Genomic DNA, 14,628 nt, shown 5'->3' on the forward strand with positions numbered 1-14,628 from the left:
CTTATGGCCCAATCTGGACTAGACCTTTTCCCATATACTCGCATGCGTAGAATGCGCCGTAATGATTTCTCTCGTCGCCTTATGGCTGAAAATCAGCTGAGTGTTAATGATCTTATTTATCCTGTTTTTGTTCTTGAAGGTAAAAATCGTCGTGAAAGCATTGAATCTATGCCTGGTATCGAACGTTTATCGATTGATCTGCTGCTTGAAGAAGCCAAAGAGTTAGTTGATTTAGGTGTGCCTGCGCTCGCTATTTTTCCTGTTACCCCAGCAGATAAAAAATCTCTACTCGCTGAAGAAGCCTATAACGATGACGGCTTGGCACAAAGAACTGTACGCGCATTAAAAGAAACCTTCCCAGAGCTTGGCGTGATCACCGATGTTGCACTTGACCCATTCACAGTGCATGGTCAAGACGGCATTATTGATGATGCAGGTTATGTGATTAACGACGTCACTACCGAAATTTTAGTTAAGCAGGCGCTATCACATGCACATGCAGGTGCTGATGTTGTTGCCCCATCAGACATGATGGATGGGCGTATTGGTGCAATTCGTGAAGCTCTTGAAGCCGATGGTTTTATTCATACTCGCATTATGGCCTATTCAGCAAAATATGCGTCAAGCTACTATGGTCCATTTAGAGATGCCGTAGGATCTGCGGGTAACTTAAAAGGCGCTGACAAAAAAACGTATCAAATGGATCCTGCCAACTCTGATGAAGCAATTCGTGAAGTCGCACTTGACCTTCAAGAAGGTGCCGATATGGTCATGGTTAAGCCAGGTATGCCTTATTTAGATATTGTACGTCGCGTTAAAGATGAGTTTGGTGTACCAACATTTGCTTATCAAGTAAGTGGCGAATACGCGATGCATAAAGCCGCTATTGATAATGGCTGGCTGAGCGAAGAAGCAACCATAATGGAATCTTTATTAGCATTTAAGCGTGCTGGTGCAGACGGCATTCTGACTTACTTTGCTAAGCAAGCTGCTCGCTATCTAAATAAGTGATAAAAGTATATTGATATAAAAGGGCTTTATTGCCCTTTTTTATATTTATATTATTAACATTCTGTATTCTATTTGTAATCATTTTTCCTTACACTAAGCGTCCCATTTGGGAAACAAATACACGGGAAAAATAATAATGTTAAAAACAAAAATAACGCCATTGGCGCTTGTATTAGCAAGCCTCAGTGCACCCGCTACCGCTAACCTCGTTATATCTGAGTACGTAGAAGGCAGTAGCTATAATAAAGCAGTAGAACTATTTAATAATTCGACAACTCCTTTGTCATTAGATGGCTATACCCTCAGTCTCTATTCAAATGGCAATACAGAGGCAAATAATACCTTCGATTTAACTGGCGAACTTGCTGCAAACAGCACCTACGTTATTGTTAATGGTAATGCCTCAGCAGAGCTAAAAGAAAAAGCTGACCAACTCAGCGCAGTAACAAACTTTAATGGCGATGATGCACTAGTATTGACTCAAGGCTCAGTAATTATTGACAGCTTTGGCCAACGTGGCGTAGACCCTGGTTCATTTTGGTCTGAAGGTGGTGTACAAACACAAAATAAAACATTGCGCCGCAAAGAAACTGAGTTAAACGGACGTAGTGACGCAGATGGCAGTTTTAATCCAAGCGAACAATGGCTGCAATTTGAGCAAGATGACTTTAGTGATTTAGGCATATTTGCAGGAAATTCTTCACCTAATCCAGATCCTGAACCAGAGCCAGAACCTGAAGATCCTTTATTATGTGGCGCTGATAAAACATTAATTAGCAGCATTCAAGGCGAAGGCGCAAGCAGCCCATTGGTTAACACTGTGGTTGAATTTGAAGGCGTTGTGACGGCTGATTTCCAAGCAGATGACCAGCTCAAAGGCTTTTTTGTTAGCTCACTTCGTTATGATGAGGATGCAAACCCACTTACTTCTGAAGGGGTATTTGTTTATTTTACCAATACTGATGTTAATGTTGGCGACCATGTTCGCGTGCAAGGTACTGTTGAAGAATACTTTGATGCCACCCAAATTGGCAATGTAAGTCAAGTTGCTATTTGTGATACTGGTCTTTCAGCTTACCCGACTAAAATCACTTTACCCGTTACCGAGCCCACTGAATTAGAGGCGTTTGAAGGTATGCTGGTTACCTTAGAGCAGCCACTTATTGTTACTAACAATTATGGTTTAGGTCGCTATGGAGAACTAGAACTTGCCACTGAACGTTTATATCAAGGTACTCAAGTTGCACTTCCTGGCGCAGCTGCGAATGCAGTTGAAGCGCAAAATCTAACTAAAAAAATACTCCTCGATGATGGTTCAACTCGCCAAAATCGCGATCCTATCGCTTATCCTGTTCCAGGGTTATCAGCAGAGAATACCCTGCGTACTGGCGATACAGTAAATTCTGTAACAGGTGCGCTAGCTTACAGCTTTAGTACTTATCGCATTCACCCAACGGTAACACCCCAGTTTGTAGCAACCAATCCACGCACTGATGCACCAGAGTTAAACCCTGACGCTGATTTACGTGTAGCAAGCTTTAACGTACTTAATTACTTTAATGGTGATGGTCAAGGTGGCGGTTTTCCAACTAGCCGTGGTGCTGATTCAGAAGCTGAGTTAATTCGTCAACAGGCAAAACTGGTCAGTGCTATCAGTGCTATGCAAGCGGATGTCATTGGCTTAATGGAAATTGAAAATGACGGTTTTGGCGAATTTAGTGCTGTTGCAAGCTTGGTAAATGCACTTAATGACGCCGATAGTCAAAATCAATATGCATTCGTAGATTTTGGTGTTGATCAAGTAGGCACCGACGCTATCACTACTGCGCTTATTTACCGTGCTGATAAAGTGCAGCAAGTGGGGAATGCAGCAATCACTACCGACGCGCCTTTTGACTACAGCAATCGCGCACCTATTGCGCAAAGCTTTAAGTCTATAGAAACAGAGGAAGTGTTTACTGTTGCCGTAGCTCACCTAAAGTCTAAAGGTGGCTGTAGAAGTGCAACTGGTGGCAACGCTGATCAAAATGACGGCCAAGCATGTTGGAATGAAATTCGAACTGCTGGCGCAAATGCATTTGCTGATTGGCTAAATAGCAAACCAACAGGAGTTGATGATGAAGATATCATTCTTGTTGGCGACATGAACGCGTATGCAATGGAAGATCCTATCCGTGCATTTGCTGATAAAGGCCTAAAAAATGTGGTCGCTGAGCTAGATGGCAACACCTTGGGTTATTCTTATAGCTTTTCTGGCCGAGCGGGTAGTTTAGATCATGCCCTAGCAAGTCCGAGTTTATTAAGTAAAGTAGTGAGCGCCAGTGATTGGCATATTAATGCCGATGAGCCTATCTCGCTTGATTATAATGTTGAGTTTAAATCTGACGTTCAGCAATCAAGCTTGTATGCTCAAGGGCCTTACAGAGCCTCAGATCATGACCCTGTTATTGTCGATATTCGCTCAACCGTAATTGCACCACCAGAGCCTGAAGTGCTCACCGGTGAAATTGATAATATTCGTGGCTGGTTTTGGTGGAAAAACTACCGCATTGATATCCCTGAAGGTTATGACGAACTCACCATTAGCCTAGACGGTGGCTGGGGCGATGCAAATTTATTTGTTAGTCATAAAAGAAGCCCTACTTTGTTTAAGAATGACTGTGCATCTATAAGCAGAGGAAACGCAGAAAACTGTACATTTACCAATCCAAAAGAAGGTAAATGGAAAGTCCGCGTTAATGGCTTTTTACCCTTTGGTAATGTAAAACTCACTTATAAAGCAATCAAGTACGTAGATTAATATTCATTGCTATCAACATAAAAAAGCCGCACTAGCGGCTTTTTTAATATAAACAATGAAAATACTTGTTTTAAATGAGAAGTTTTTAACGCAGCTAGCGTCTGATTTAACCCCTCAAAATGATTAAGTCTTATTGCGGGTTGGTATTAATAGTATTCACCTGCTTTCAAACTTCCGACAATAAAAAACCCGCAACACGTGCGGGTTTTTTTAAAGAATTAAAGTGCTAATTACTTAGCAGCTTTTTTCTCTTTTTCTGCAGCGATTACAGTGTCAGCTACGTTTTGTGGACATGGTGCGTAGTGTGAGAACTCCATAGAGAACTGACCACGACCTGATGTCATTGTACGTAGTGAACCGATGTAACCGAACATTTCTGATAACGGTACGTCTGCCTTGATGCGAACACCAGTTAAACCAGCTTCTTGGTCGCTAAGCATACCACGACGACGGTTAAGGTCGCCGATTACGTCACCTACGTGATCTTCTGGCGTGAACACGTCAACTTTCATGATTGGCTCAAGAAGTTGTGCACCCGCTTTAGGGATCGATTGACGGAAAGCGCCTTTAGCAGCGATTTCGAAAGCAATTGCAGATGAATCCACGGCGTGGAAGCCACCGTCGAAAAGCTCAACTTCAACGTCAAGTACTGGGAAGCCAGCTAGAACACCTTCGTTCATCATTGACTTAAAGCCTTTCTCAACTGCAGGCCAGAATTCTTTAGGTACGTTACCACCAACAACTGATGATTTAAACGTGAAGCCTGAAGCAACTTCGCCTGGCTTGATGCGGTAATCGATTTTACCGAACTGACCAGAACCACCAGATTGTTTCTTATGCGTGTAGCTATCTTCGATTTCACGAGTGATAGTTTCACGGTAAGCAACCTGTGGTTGACCAACGATAAGGTCTACACCGTAAGTACGCTTAAGGATATCTACTTTGATATCTAAGTGAAGCTCACCCATCCCTTTAAGGATAGTCTCACCTGAATCTTCATCTGTCTCAACTTGGAAAGATGGATCTTCTGCAACCATTTTACCGATAGCAACACCCATTTTCTCATTACCGCCTTTATCTTTAGGCTGTACAGCAATCGAGATTACTGGAGTTGGGAATACCATTGGCTCAAGTGTTACTGGGTGCTTAGGATCACAAAGAGTGTGACCAGTTTGCACGTTCTTCATACCAACGATAGCGATGATATCGCCCGCTTGTGCTGAAGTAAGCTCTTTACGCTCATCTGCTTGCATCTCAACCATACGGCCAACACGCTCAGTTTTACCAGTAAATGCATTAAGGATAGTGTCACCCTTGTTAAGCACACCAGAGTAGATACGTACGAATGTTAATGCACCGAAACGGTCATCCATGATCTTAAATGCTAACGCTTTGAAAGGTTCGTCAGCAGATACGATTGCATGCTCGCCGTTTTCGTTACCTTCTTCATCCATAAGAGGTTGAGGATCAACTTCTGTAGGAGCAGGTAGGTAATCTACTACTGCGTCAAGTACAAGTTGCATACCTTTGTTTTTGAATGCAGAACCACAGAATGTAGGGAAGAACGCAAGGTCACGAGTACCTTTACGGATACAACGCTTGATGTCTTCTAAAGAAGGGATTTCACCTTCCATGTACGCTTCCATTAGGTCATCGTCTTGCTCTACAGCAGTTTCGATAAGCATTTCATGGTATTCATCAGTTTTCTCTACCATGTCTGCAGGAACGTCTTCGATTGTGTAGTTTTCTGGAAGACCTGTCTCATCCCAGATGTATGCTTTTTTAGTTAAAACATCAACAACACCACAGAACTCATCTTCGATACCGATTGGTAAAGTCATGATAAGTGGAGTAGCACCAAGTACTTTTTGTACTTGCGCTGTTACACGGAAAAAATCAGCACCCATACGGTCTAATTTGTTTACGAAGATGATACGTGCAACACCTGACTCATTCGCGTAGCGCCAGTTAGTTTCTGATTGTGGCTCAACACCACCAGAACCACAGAATACACCCACACCGCCATCTAATACTTTAAGTGAACGGTAAACTTCAACGGTGAAGTCAACGTGTCCAGGAGTATCGATAACGTTAAAACGGTGATCTTTCCAGAAACAGCTTACTGCCGCAGACTGGATAGTAATACCGCGCTCAGCTTCTTGATCCATGAAATCGGTAGTCGATTCACCATCATGAACCTCACCTGTTTTGTGGATAGTACCTGTAAGCTTTAGGATACGCTCAGTAGTTGTGGTTTTACCCGCATCAACGTGCGCGAAAATACCAATGTTTCTGTACTTCGATAAATCTGCCATTAATTTTACTCTTAATAAAGTCGATAAATTATTCGGCGGGAGTATAACATCACTTAAAGCGAACATCACCATAGAAGTCGCTTAAAATGCAATCAATTTATAAAAAACTTGCTTTAAAGATATTTTGAGGTATGAATGAGACCTGTTTTAAACTGCTTAAGTCTTTATAAGCCTTATTGTTAGGTATTAAAAGCACAATCGGATGATGACATGAAGCAAACACAATTATTTTGCTCCATGTAAATCGTTAGTAATATTACTCAAAACTCATGGTTTTGACCTTATCGCTAATTACTAAATTACCCGCAGTTTTGGCTTTGATTTCATCAACACTCACCCCTGGTGCGCATTCTAACAAATGAAAAGCACCGTCTTTAATTTCTAACAAAGCCAAATCCGTAATTACCTTATTGATACAGGCAACACCAGTTAGTGGCAGGCTGCACTCACTTAATAGTTTTGACTCACCATGCTTGTTTGCATGGGTCATAGTGCAAATAATATTTTTTGCCCCAGCCACTAAATCCATCGCTCCGCCCATACCTTTAACCAGCTTATTGGGGATCATCCAACTAGCGATGTTGCCATTTTGATCCACTTCAAAAGCACCTAAAACAGTTAAATCAACATGCCCACCGCGGATCATGGCAAAGCTTTCTGCAGAATTAAAAATAGCGGCACCCGTAGCTGCAGTTACCGTTTCTTTCCCCGCGTTGATCATATCCGCATCCACTGAGTCAGCGTGTGGATATGGGCCCATGCCCAATAAGCCATTTTCCGATTGCAGCATAACTTCAATGCCTTTAGGCACATAGTTTGCCACCAGCGTTGGAATACCAATCCCTAAATTAACGTAATACCCATCTTCGAGTTCCATCGCGACACGTTTAGCGATTTGTTCACGTGTTAATGCCATAACTATGTGCTCCTTAAAGCTTTGCCGGTTGCGTTGTGATTTTTTCAATCCGCTTTTCAAATTCACCTTTAATAACACGGTCAATATAAATACCGGGCGTATGAATTTGGCTTGGTTCAAGCTCACCTGGCTCAACAATTTCTTCAACTTCGAGCACGGTTATTTTACCTGCGGTTGCGGCCATTGGATTAAAGTTCATCGCTGTATGACGATAAATACAATTTCCATAACGATCCGCTTTCCACGCTTTCACAATAGCAAAATCACCGGTAATACTCGGCTCAAGTAAATAATCACGGCCGTTAATATTACGTGTTTCTTTGCCTTCGGCAACGGGCGTACCTACACCTGTTGCCGTATAAAAGGCAGGAATGCCCGCACCACCAGCACGCATTTTTTCTGCTAATGTTCCTTGTGGCGTCAATTCAACATCTAACTCACCATTCAGTAACTGCTGCTCAAATAACCCATTTTCGCCCACATACGAGGCAATCATTTTACTAATTTGCTTGTCTTCAAGTAACAACCCTAATCCAAAGCCATCAACACCACAGTTGTTCGACACTAAGGTTAAGTCTCGGGTGCCTTGGCGCTTAATCTGTGCAATTAATCCCTCAGGAATACCACATAAACCAAAACCACCAGCAATAATAGTCATCCCGTCTTCAAGCCCTGCCATTGCTTCACTGTAGCTTGTTACTACTTTATCAAAACCTGCCATAATAACCCCTATTGTGCTGTCCAGCCGCCATCAATGGCGATCGCTTGAGCGGTAATATTTCGTGCGGCATCTGCCATTAAAAATGTCACGGTATGGTGTATTTCATCAAGCCCTATAAACGCCTTTTTTGGCATGGGTGCTAACATAATCGTGTCGATTACTTGCTGCTCTGAAATGCCATGCTCTTTTGCCTGCGACGCAATTTGCTGTTCAACCAAAGGCGTTTTCACATAAGCGGGGCAAACGGTATTTATAGTGATATTGGCATCCCCTGTTTCAAGCGCCATGGTTTTCGTGAAGCCAATTAAGCCATGCTTTGCTGCAATATAAGCAGACTTATATTTAGAAGCCACCATAGCGTGAATAGAACCAATATTAATGATTCGACCAAAGTTTTGCTCACGCATACGCGGCAATACCGCTTTACTCATCATTGCGGGGCCTACCAACATCACTTGCTGTAAAAGCAGCCACTTATCTGCAGGAAAGTCTTCTAATTTAGCTACATGTTGTATCCCTGCATTATTAATTAATACATCAACAGGTTGCGTAAAGGTGCTAAAAAAGTCTTCAATCGCTTGGCTATCAGCCACATTAAGTGCGTAACCATGAGCGTTACCGCCCTGATTAACTATTTTTTGCGCTGCTTGTTGAGCCTGTTGCTCATTAAGGTCTGTAACAATAATAGTATGCCCTGCTCGCGCTAACTGCTCGGCAATATAAAATCCTATTCCACTTGCCGCACCGGTGATTAATACGTTTTGACTCATACTGCTATTCCTCTAAAAACTCACTGATCAACTGTGCTTTAGGCAAGATTGAAAAAATGCCATCCAAATGTCCCCAACCGCCTTCAATTTCAGAAAACTGAACGTCTTTTCCTAGCGTCTTCATTGACTCATATACAGTACGCATATTTTCAGGGCGTAACAGCAGGTCGTTAGTTGCGGGAAGTAACAATGTCTTCGCTGTCACTTTTTTTAATGCTGTGCTTAGGTCTTGCTCCATACCGGCAGTAAATAGTTGCGATGCCCGTACTAAATACAGCACATGGTTTGCATCTTGAGTTTTAGCACGCGCCATAGCACGCTGTGCCAGTGTTTGGCTAAGCTTAGGCAAAGTGCGAATATCTTTAAGTGCACCATCATCATGCACATTAAAATCAGCAAAACTGGCGTTGTAAATAATAGGATGCATCGCATCTTGGGTAATATTAAGCATGGTGGCGGCAAGTCCATCTAATGGGCGCTCCTTGCCATAGTAATTACCTTGCTGCCAGTTTTTATCTAACCGAATTGGCAATGCCCACTTTTCAAGGGCAGCGACTGTCCATGCATCCATTTTTGCAGCGCCAATCACATGAATTAATCGCTCTACTTTATCTGGGTAACGCGTTGCCCACTCAAGAGCTTGAAACGACCCCATTGATGCGCCCATCACGGCATGTAACTTAGTGATACCTAGACTTTCGAGTAAACGCTTTTGCACATTCACAAAGTCAGTAATCGTAACCACAGGAAAATCTAAACCATATGGTTTACCTGTTTTGGGATTAGTTGACGCTGGGCCTGTGGTGATGACATTTTCATCATGCCAGTTGGCATTGACTAAGGTGTCAGAGCTGATCACAAAATACTTGTTAGTATCTATGGCTTTTCCTGGGCCAATTAATGCATCCCAATAGCCAGCTACCGCGTCATCAGCTGCATATTTACCTGCTGCATGAGAGGTTCCTGAAAAGTAATGAGTGATCAGAATTACATTATCTTTGGCCTTATTAAGCTCACCATAGCTTTCCCAACCAATATCAACCTGCTGCAACGTTGTACCCGAGACGGTGGTAAAGTTTTCTGTGGTGAAATGTTGCTTTTCTACTAGTAACGGCTCTGCTTTATCAGCACCAAATACTGTACTACTAAATAAAACCAGCAATCCTATTATTAATATTGTTTTCATTGCGATTCCTTAAAAAGTGATAAATAAGCTTAGTGCAAGTGCGACCCCAACCAATGGAATAATCACGGTCAGTGCAGCTAATGGCCAATAAGCGCGTTGATGTGTTTCTTTACAAATGGCACGTATGGTTGTAACTACATAGCCATTGTGTGGCAGGCTATCTAATGCACCAGAACTAATAGCAACCACTCGATGTAATTGCTCTGGATTAACCCCCATGTCCAAATATCCAGGAGCCACAAGGGGTAATGCAATCGCTTGTCCGCCGGATGCAGACCCCGTTAATCCAGCAATGACGCTCACGGCAACAGCAGCCCCCACCAGCTCATTACCTGGCATATGAGTCATAGCGTCAACAGCAGCAATAAACGCCGGTGATACTTTAGCTACTGCGCCAAACCCGACTACAGCAGCAGTGTTACCTATTGCCACTAATGCACCAGTTGTACCCATATTGATAGCATTTGCCATGTTATGAAAATACTTATAATTAATGACCACAATACTTAAAACACCGCCAAGCAACGCCACAATTAGCGCGGTTTGCTGTAAAACATCATGCAACATAAATGATAAGAGTAGCACCACCAGCAAAGGAATTACGCCGGTGATTGGGTGGGGGCGTTCACGCTCTAAAATAACCGGATCATCGTCTCTGGCATCAAAGCGTTCACCTTTGGCAACCGCCTTTTTAATCATTTTATTTAGCCAAAAGTAGCCGACTGTCGCCATAAAAATGGCCACCACTAAGCTTACCTCCCATGCAGCATAAGGTGAGGTACCTAAATGCTTTACCGGGATCCAATTTTGAATTTCAGGCGAGCCCGCAGAGGTCATAGTGAATGTCACTGAGCCAAACGCTAATGTTGCGGGTATAAAGCGCCGCGGCAAATCGGCGTCTTTAAATAAACTGAGCGCCATCGGGTAAACCGAAAACGCCACAATAAATACACTGACTCCGCCATAAGTCAGCACGGCACAAGCAATCACCACAGCCAGTACCGCATGTTTCATGCCTAGTTTGCCAACAATGTAACTGGCTACGCTGTCTGCTGCGCCTGTATCTTCCATAAATTTACCGAACAACGAGCCCAGTAAAAACATAAAAAACCATGCACTTAAAAACCCAGCAAAGCCATCCATATACGCGTTAATAAAGTTACTGTCGGCAGTCACTGGGAATATAGCCATCCCGCTAGTTAACGCGACCAACAGCGCACAGATTGGCGCGGCAATAAATAAATTGACCCCACGCAAAGTTAAAATTATCAGCAGTATTAAACCGCCTAACAGCCCTATCATGCTCAGCATAGACATTCCTATAATTATTGTTATTACCCAGATGAGGTGACATCGCAGTAAGTACCTTTAAGTGTTACGGTTAATATTAAATAAAGACATAACACTAAGGTACTACACGCTTTAAATTTGGCTTAAAACCAATATAAGTCAAGGTGTTAAAAACATATAGCACTATGGTACTAATTCATTTTTTAACACTATCTTCTACAGTGAATACAGGTGACATGAGCAAAAACATAATTAACTAATAACAACAGGAACACACCATGATAAAGCTCAAACAAAGTATCACACCGGTCACATTAGCCGTTTCACTCGCCTTATTTAGTGCCAACAGCATCAGTGCTGAACAAGCCGTAGTCGCCAAAAAAGGTGAATTAGAACGCATTGAAGTAACCGCTCGTAAAACCGTTGAAAACTTACAAGAAGTTCCGGTCGCCGTGACTTCAATCGGTGCACAAGAATTAGCAGAAAACGGCATTAGCGTGATGACCGAGGTACAGCAGTTTTCGCCCAACACCACGCTACAATCAAGCCGAGGTACTAACTCTACCATCACTGCGTTTATTCGCGGTGTAGGTCAACAAGACCCGCTTTGGGGTTATGAACCCGGTGTAGGTATTTACATTGATGACGTATATATCGCCCGCCCGCAAGGTGCCGTACTCGACTTATTAGATGTACAACAAATTGAAGTGTTACGCGGTCCGCAAGGTACCCTGTATGGCAAAAACACCATTGGTGGTGCAGTAAAATATGTCACCAAAGAAATGAGCGGTGATGCAACGCTAAATATTCAAGGCACCGTAGGCAGCTACAGTCAAAAAGATTTAAAAGTCACTGGTCAACTGCCGCTTATTGATGAAAAACTCTATGTGGGTTTTGGTTTTGCCACACTCAATAGAGATGGCTATGGTGAATTTTTAACGTCAGCGCTTGATAATCAAGACCGCGAAAACTACAACAAAAATGTTACCGCTGCACGGGTTACGCTAGAGTACACCCCAACCGATGACTTATTCTTTCGCTTCGCGTGGGATAAAACCGATGATGACTCTAACGCCAAAGGCGGGTATCGCTTACTTCCAAGCATATTAACGAATGCACCTGTGCCAGATAGCGTGTATGACTCTTATACTAGTTTACCTACATGGAACAAAGTAGAGCTTGAAGGTATGAGCTTAACTGCTCGCTGGGATATGAGTGCAAACACCAGTATTAAATACGTTGCAGCAACAAGAGAAAGCTATTCACCAACCAATATCGACTTTGATAATACCTCTTTGCCTATTTTTGATGTTCCAGCCATTTATGACGATGAACAAACCACTCACGAGTTACAATTAAATCATAGCGGTGATAACTATAAGCTGGTATCAGGGCTTTATTATTATGATGGTGAGTCATGTGGGCAGTTTGAAGCTGTACTGGGTGTGCTTGGTCAAAGCTTAGGGGCGCCAGGCCTTACCCGTGAAGTGAGTGGCTGTAGTAACTCAACTAGTAAAGCAGCATACATACAAGGAAGCTATGACTTTGATGATAAATGGTCAATGACCCTTGGCGCGCGCTATACCAAAGACAGCAAAGAAGCGATTGTAAATAATGGTCTTATTTTTGACATTGTTTACCCTGAATCAGGCTGGGTTCCGGGCTATGTTCGCCCTGAGGGACAATTAGTGCCTACTGTACTTGATGACAGTGAAGACTGGTCACGTTTTACGCCTCGTGCCGGTGTGGAATACCAATACAATAACGACATTATGTTTTTTGCTAGTTACTCACAAGGCTTTAAATCGGGCACATTTAACCCGCGCGCAAGTGGTCCAGAAAAAGCTGCAAATCCTGAAATTGTTGACTCATTCGAGTTAGGTATGAAAAGCGAATGGAATGATAATTTACGCGCAAACTTAACCGTCTTCACACTTGATCATAAAGACCGCCAGTATATTTCGGTATTACCCGGTGACAGTGCTGCCGATTTAAACCAGCGTTTAGGCAATATTGGCGAATCTAAGTCTGATGGCGTTGAATTAGAACTTAGCTATGTTGCAAGCGATGCCCTAACCTTTGACGCGTCAATTGGTTACATCGACAGTAGTTTTGAAAACGTGATTGATACCAATCCAGATACCGGTGAAATATTTGATAAATCAGACCGTTTTAGTGTTTCAAACACCCCAGATCTAACTTTCAACTTGAGCGCTACTTATCGTTTATACACAGAAATGGGCGACTTCGTTATGAACGGTAATTACTATCACCGTGGTGATTACGCACTGTTCGAAGAAGACAGCTTACTGACTCAAGATGCCTACGGTATTCTCAATATGGGCGTAACGTGGTACAGCACTGATGGCCATTGGACCGCAGGTATTTATGGTAAAAACCTAACCGATGAAGAATACATGATTGGCGGTTACCAGTTCGTAGCTCCTGATCCTTCAGATCCAACTAATATCAGCAAATATACGCCAGGCCTTGGTGGCGATAATACCTTAATTGGTTATTACGGCGACCCTCGCACAATATCACTCACTGTGGGCTATCGTTTTTAAAATTTAATATCACTAGGGCCTGTTGACCTTTGCGAATTGAAATTTGTTCAAACTAGGGGCTGTTTTAATCGCGGCGCGAGGTTTGTAACCTAGTGGGCTAAGTAAAAACCGAGCAACAAAGAGTAAATCGCCCCTCGGAAGAACCCGAAGGGCAGCGCCTGTTTGGCATTGATGCTGCGTTATCGCCTATTTATGTGGAGTAACCACATGACATAGGCTCTACCTTGCCTAAATATCAAACAGACTGCTGCAAATTCAACCTTGAAAGGTGAACAGGCCCTAGGGTTTGTCTGTTTATCCCCACAGACAAACCTTGTTTCACATCACAAAATCACATATAACTTAATGCATTGGAGACTATTTGAAATGGCTTGTGCTGTGAATACCATAATTGCTGATGACCATCCTTTATTCAGAAGTGCGCTACGTCAAGCGGCAGCGACTTCTGTACCAGAACAATATATAAAAGAAACCAGTGATATCGACGGGTTATTTAGTTTATTAAAATCGCACCCTGAGATAGAGCTGATATTTTTAGATTTAACCATTCCAGGCGCCAATGGTTTACAAGCGCTCTCGCAACTAAGAAATCAATACCCTGATATATTAATTATTATGGTATCGGCTAATGAAACCCCCACGATTATAAAGCAAGCCATGAGCTTAGGTGCTGCTGGGTATATTCCAAAGTCATCATCCCTTGATGTGATCAGTGAAGCCATTGAACATGTACTTAATGGCGACTCTTGGTTGCCACCAGATGTTGATTTAACTGATGTAATCGTTAACGACGAGCAAAGTAGCTTTGCCCGCAACCTTGAAAAACTCACACCACAGCAATACCGTGTACTCGCTATGATTGCTGATGGACTACTCAATAAACAAATTGCCTTTGAAATGTCGATTCAAGAAACCACCATAAAACAACATGTCTCGGCCATTTTGCGTAAACTCAATGTGTATAACCGCACCCAAGCAGGCATTTTATTTAACCAGTTATCACAAGTGGGTAAATTAGAAACCAGTTAAAAAAGTTTTTAATCAGCTTTGAA

Annotated in this window: 10 protein-coding genes; 4 read left to right on the forward strand and 6 right to left on the reverse strand. The window is 42.7% G+C overall.

Going from position 1 to position 14,628, the window contains the following annotated elements:
- The first annotated feature begins 3 nt into the window (after positions 1-3).
- Positions 4-1,011 (forward strand): porphobilinogen synthase, encoded by a 1,008-nt coding sequence (hemB, locus tag BW139_RS11945; RefSeq protein WP_008108557.1) that lies wholly within the window; start codon positions 4-6, stop codon positions 1,009-1,011.
- A 136-nt stretch (positions 1,012-1,147) separates the two neighbouring features.
- A complete protein-coding gene (locus tag BW139_RS11950; protein ID WP_076919821.1) occupies positions 1,148-3,811 on the forward strand; it encodes an ExeM/NucH family extracellular endonuclease in 2,664 nt (887 codons plus the stop codon).
- A gap of 230 nt (positions 3,812-4,041) precedes the next feature.
- Here BW139_RS11950 and fusA read toward each other — a convergent pair whose 3' ends face one another.
- The 6 genes from fusA to BW139_RS11980 form a co-directional block, all read right to left on the reverse strand.
- Positions 4,042-6,126 (reverse strand): elongation factor G, encoded by a 2,085-nt coding sequence (gene fusA, locus BW139_RS11955; RefSeq protein WP_076919855.1) that lies wholly within the window; start codon positions 6,124-6,126, stop codon positions 4,042-4,044.
- Positions 6,127-6,382: 256 nt separating this feature from the next.
- A complete protein-coding gene (locus BW139_RS11960) occupies positions 6,383-7,042 on the reverse strand; it encodes a 3-oxoacid CoA-transferase subunit B (protein WP_008108563.1) in 660 nt (219 codons plus the stop codon).
- Positions 7,043-7,055: 13 nt separating this feature from the next.
- The gene (locus tag BW139_RS11965) at positions 7,056-7,763 is read right to left on the reverse strand and encodes a CoA transferase subunit A (RefSeq protein ID WP_008108565.1); all 708 of its coding nucleotides are present in this window, start codon (positions 7,761-7,763) and stop codon (positions 7,056-7,058) included.
- A gap of 8 nt (positions 7,764-7,771) precedes the next feature.
- Positions 7,772-8,533 carry a 3-hydroxybutyrate dehydrogenase gene (locus tag BW139_RS11970; RefSeq protein ID WP_076919822.1) on the reverse strand — a complete coding sequence of 254 codons (762 nt, stop codon included), beginning with the start codon at positions 8,531-8,533 and terminating at the stop codon, positions 7,772-7,774.
- Positions 8,534-8,537: 4 nt separating this feature from the next.
- Entirely contained in the window at positions 8,538-9,719 is a 1,182-nt protein-coding gene (locus tag BW139_RS11975) for a homoserine O-acetyltransferase (RefSeq protein WP_076919823.1), read from the reverse strand.
- Positions 9,720-9,728: 9 nt separating this feature from the next.
- Positions 9,729-11,030, reverse strand: a complete 1,302-nt coding sequence (locus tag BW139_RS11980; RefSeq protein WP_008465010.1) for a GntP family permease — start codon at positions 11,028-11,030, stop codon at positions 9,729-9,731.
- A gap of 257 nt (positions 11,031-11,287) precedes the next feature.
- Between BW139_RS11980 and BW139_RS11985 the strand changes: the two genes are divergently transcribed.
- Together BW139_RS11985 and BW139_RS11990 are read left to right on the forward strand one after the other, a co-directional pair.
- Positions 11,288-13,576 (forward strand): TonB-dependent receptor, encoded by a 2,289-nt coding sequence (locus BW139_RS11985; protein WP_076919824.1) that lies wholly within the window; start codon positions 11,288-11,290, stop codon positions 13,574-13,576.
- A gap of 366 nt (positions 13,577-13,942) precedes the next feature.
- Complete coding sequence (locus BW139_RS11990; protein ID WP_008108576.1) at positions 13,943-14,605, forward strand: response regulator transcription factor; 663 nt, start codon at positions 13,943-13,945, stop codon at positions 14,603-14,605.
- The last annotated feature ends 23 nt before the right edge of the window (positions 14,606-14,628 follow it).

This window comes from Pseudoalteromonas sp. SK18 (assembly GCF_001974855.1).
GTDB lineage: Bacteria > Pseudomonadota > Gammaproteobacteria > Enterobacterales > Alteromonadaceae > Pseudoalteromonas.

Bases quoted from the DNA above. Each gene is read 5' to 3' on its own strand.
- fusA (WP_076919855.1), bottom strand. From the start codon at position 6,126: ATGGCAGATTTATCGAAGTACAGAAACATTGGTATTTTCGCGCACGTT.
- BW139_RS11950 (WP_076919821.1), top strand. From the start codon at position 1,148: ATGTTAAAAACAAAAATAACGCCATTGGCGCTTGTATTAGCAAGCCTC.
- BW139_RS11970 (WP_076919822.1), bottom strand. From the start codon at position 8,533: ATGAGTCAAAACGTATTAATCACCGGTGCGGCAAGTGGAATAGGATTT.
- BW139_RS11980 (WP_008465010.1), bottom strand. From the start codon at position 11,030: ATGCTGAGCATGATAGGGCTGTTAGGCGGTTTAATACTGCTGATAATT.
- BW139_RS11990 (WP_008108576.1), top strand. From the start codon at position 13,943: ATGGCTTGTGCTGTGAATACCATAATTGCTGATGACCATCCTTTATTC.
- hemB (WP_008108557.1), top strand. From the start codon at position 4: ATGGCCCAATCTGGACTAGACCTTTTCCCATATACTCGCATGCGTAGA.
- BW139_RS11960 (WP_008108563.1), bottom strand. From the start codon at position 7,042: ATGGCATTAACACGTGAACAAATCGCTAAACGTGTCGCGATGGAACTC.
- BW139_RS11985 (WP_076919824.1), top strand. From the start codon at position 11,288: ATGATAAAGCTCAAACAAAGTATCACACCGGTCACATTAGCCGTTTCA.
- BW139_RS11965 (WP_008108565.1), bottom strand. From the start codon at position 7,763: ATGGCAGGTTTTGATAAAGTAGTAACAAGCTACAGTGAAGCAATGGCA.
- BW139_RS11975 (WP_076919823.1), bottom strand. From the start codon at position 9,719: ATGAAAACAATATTAATAATAGGATTGCTGGTTTTATTTAGTAGTACA.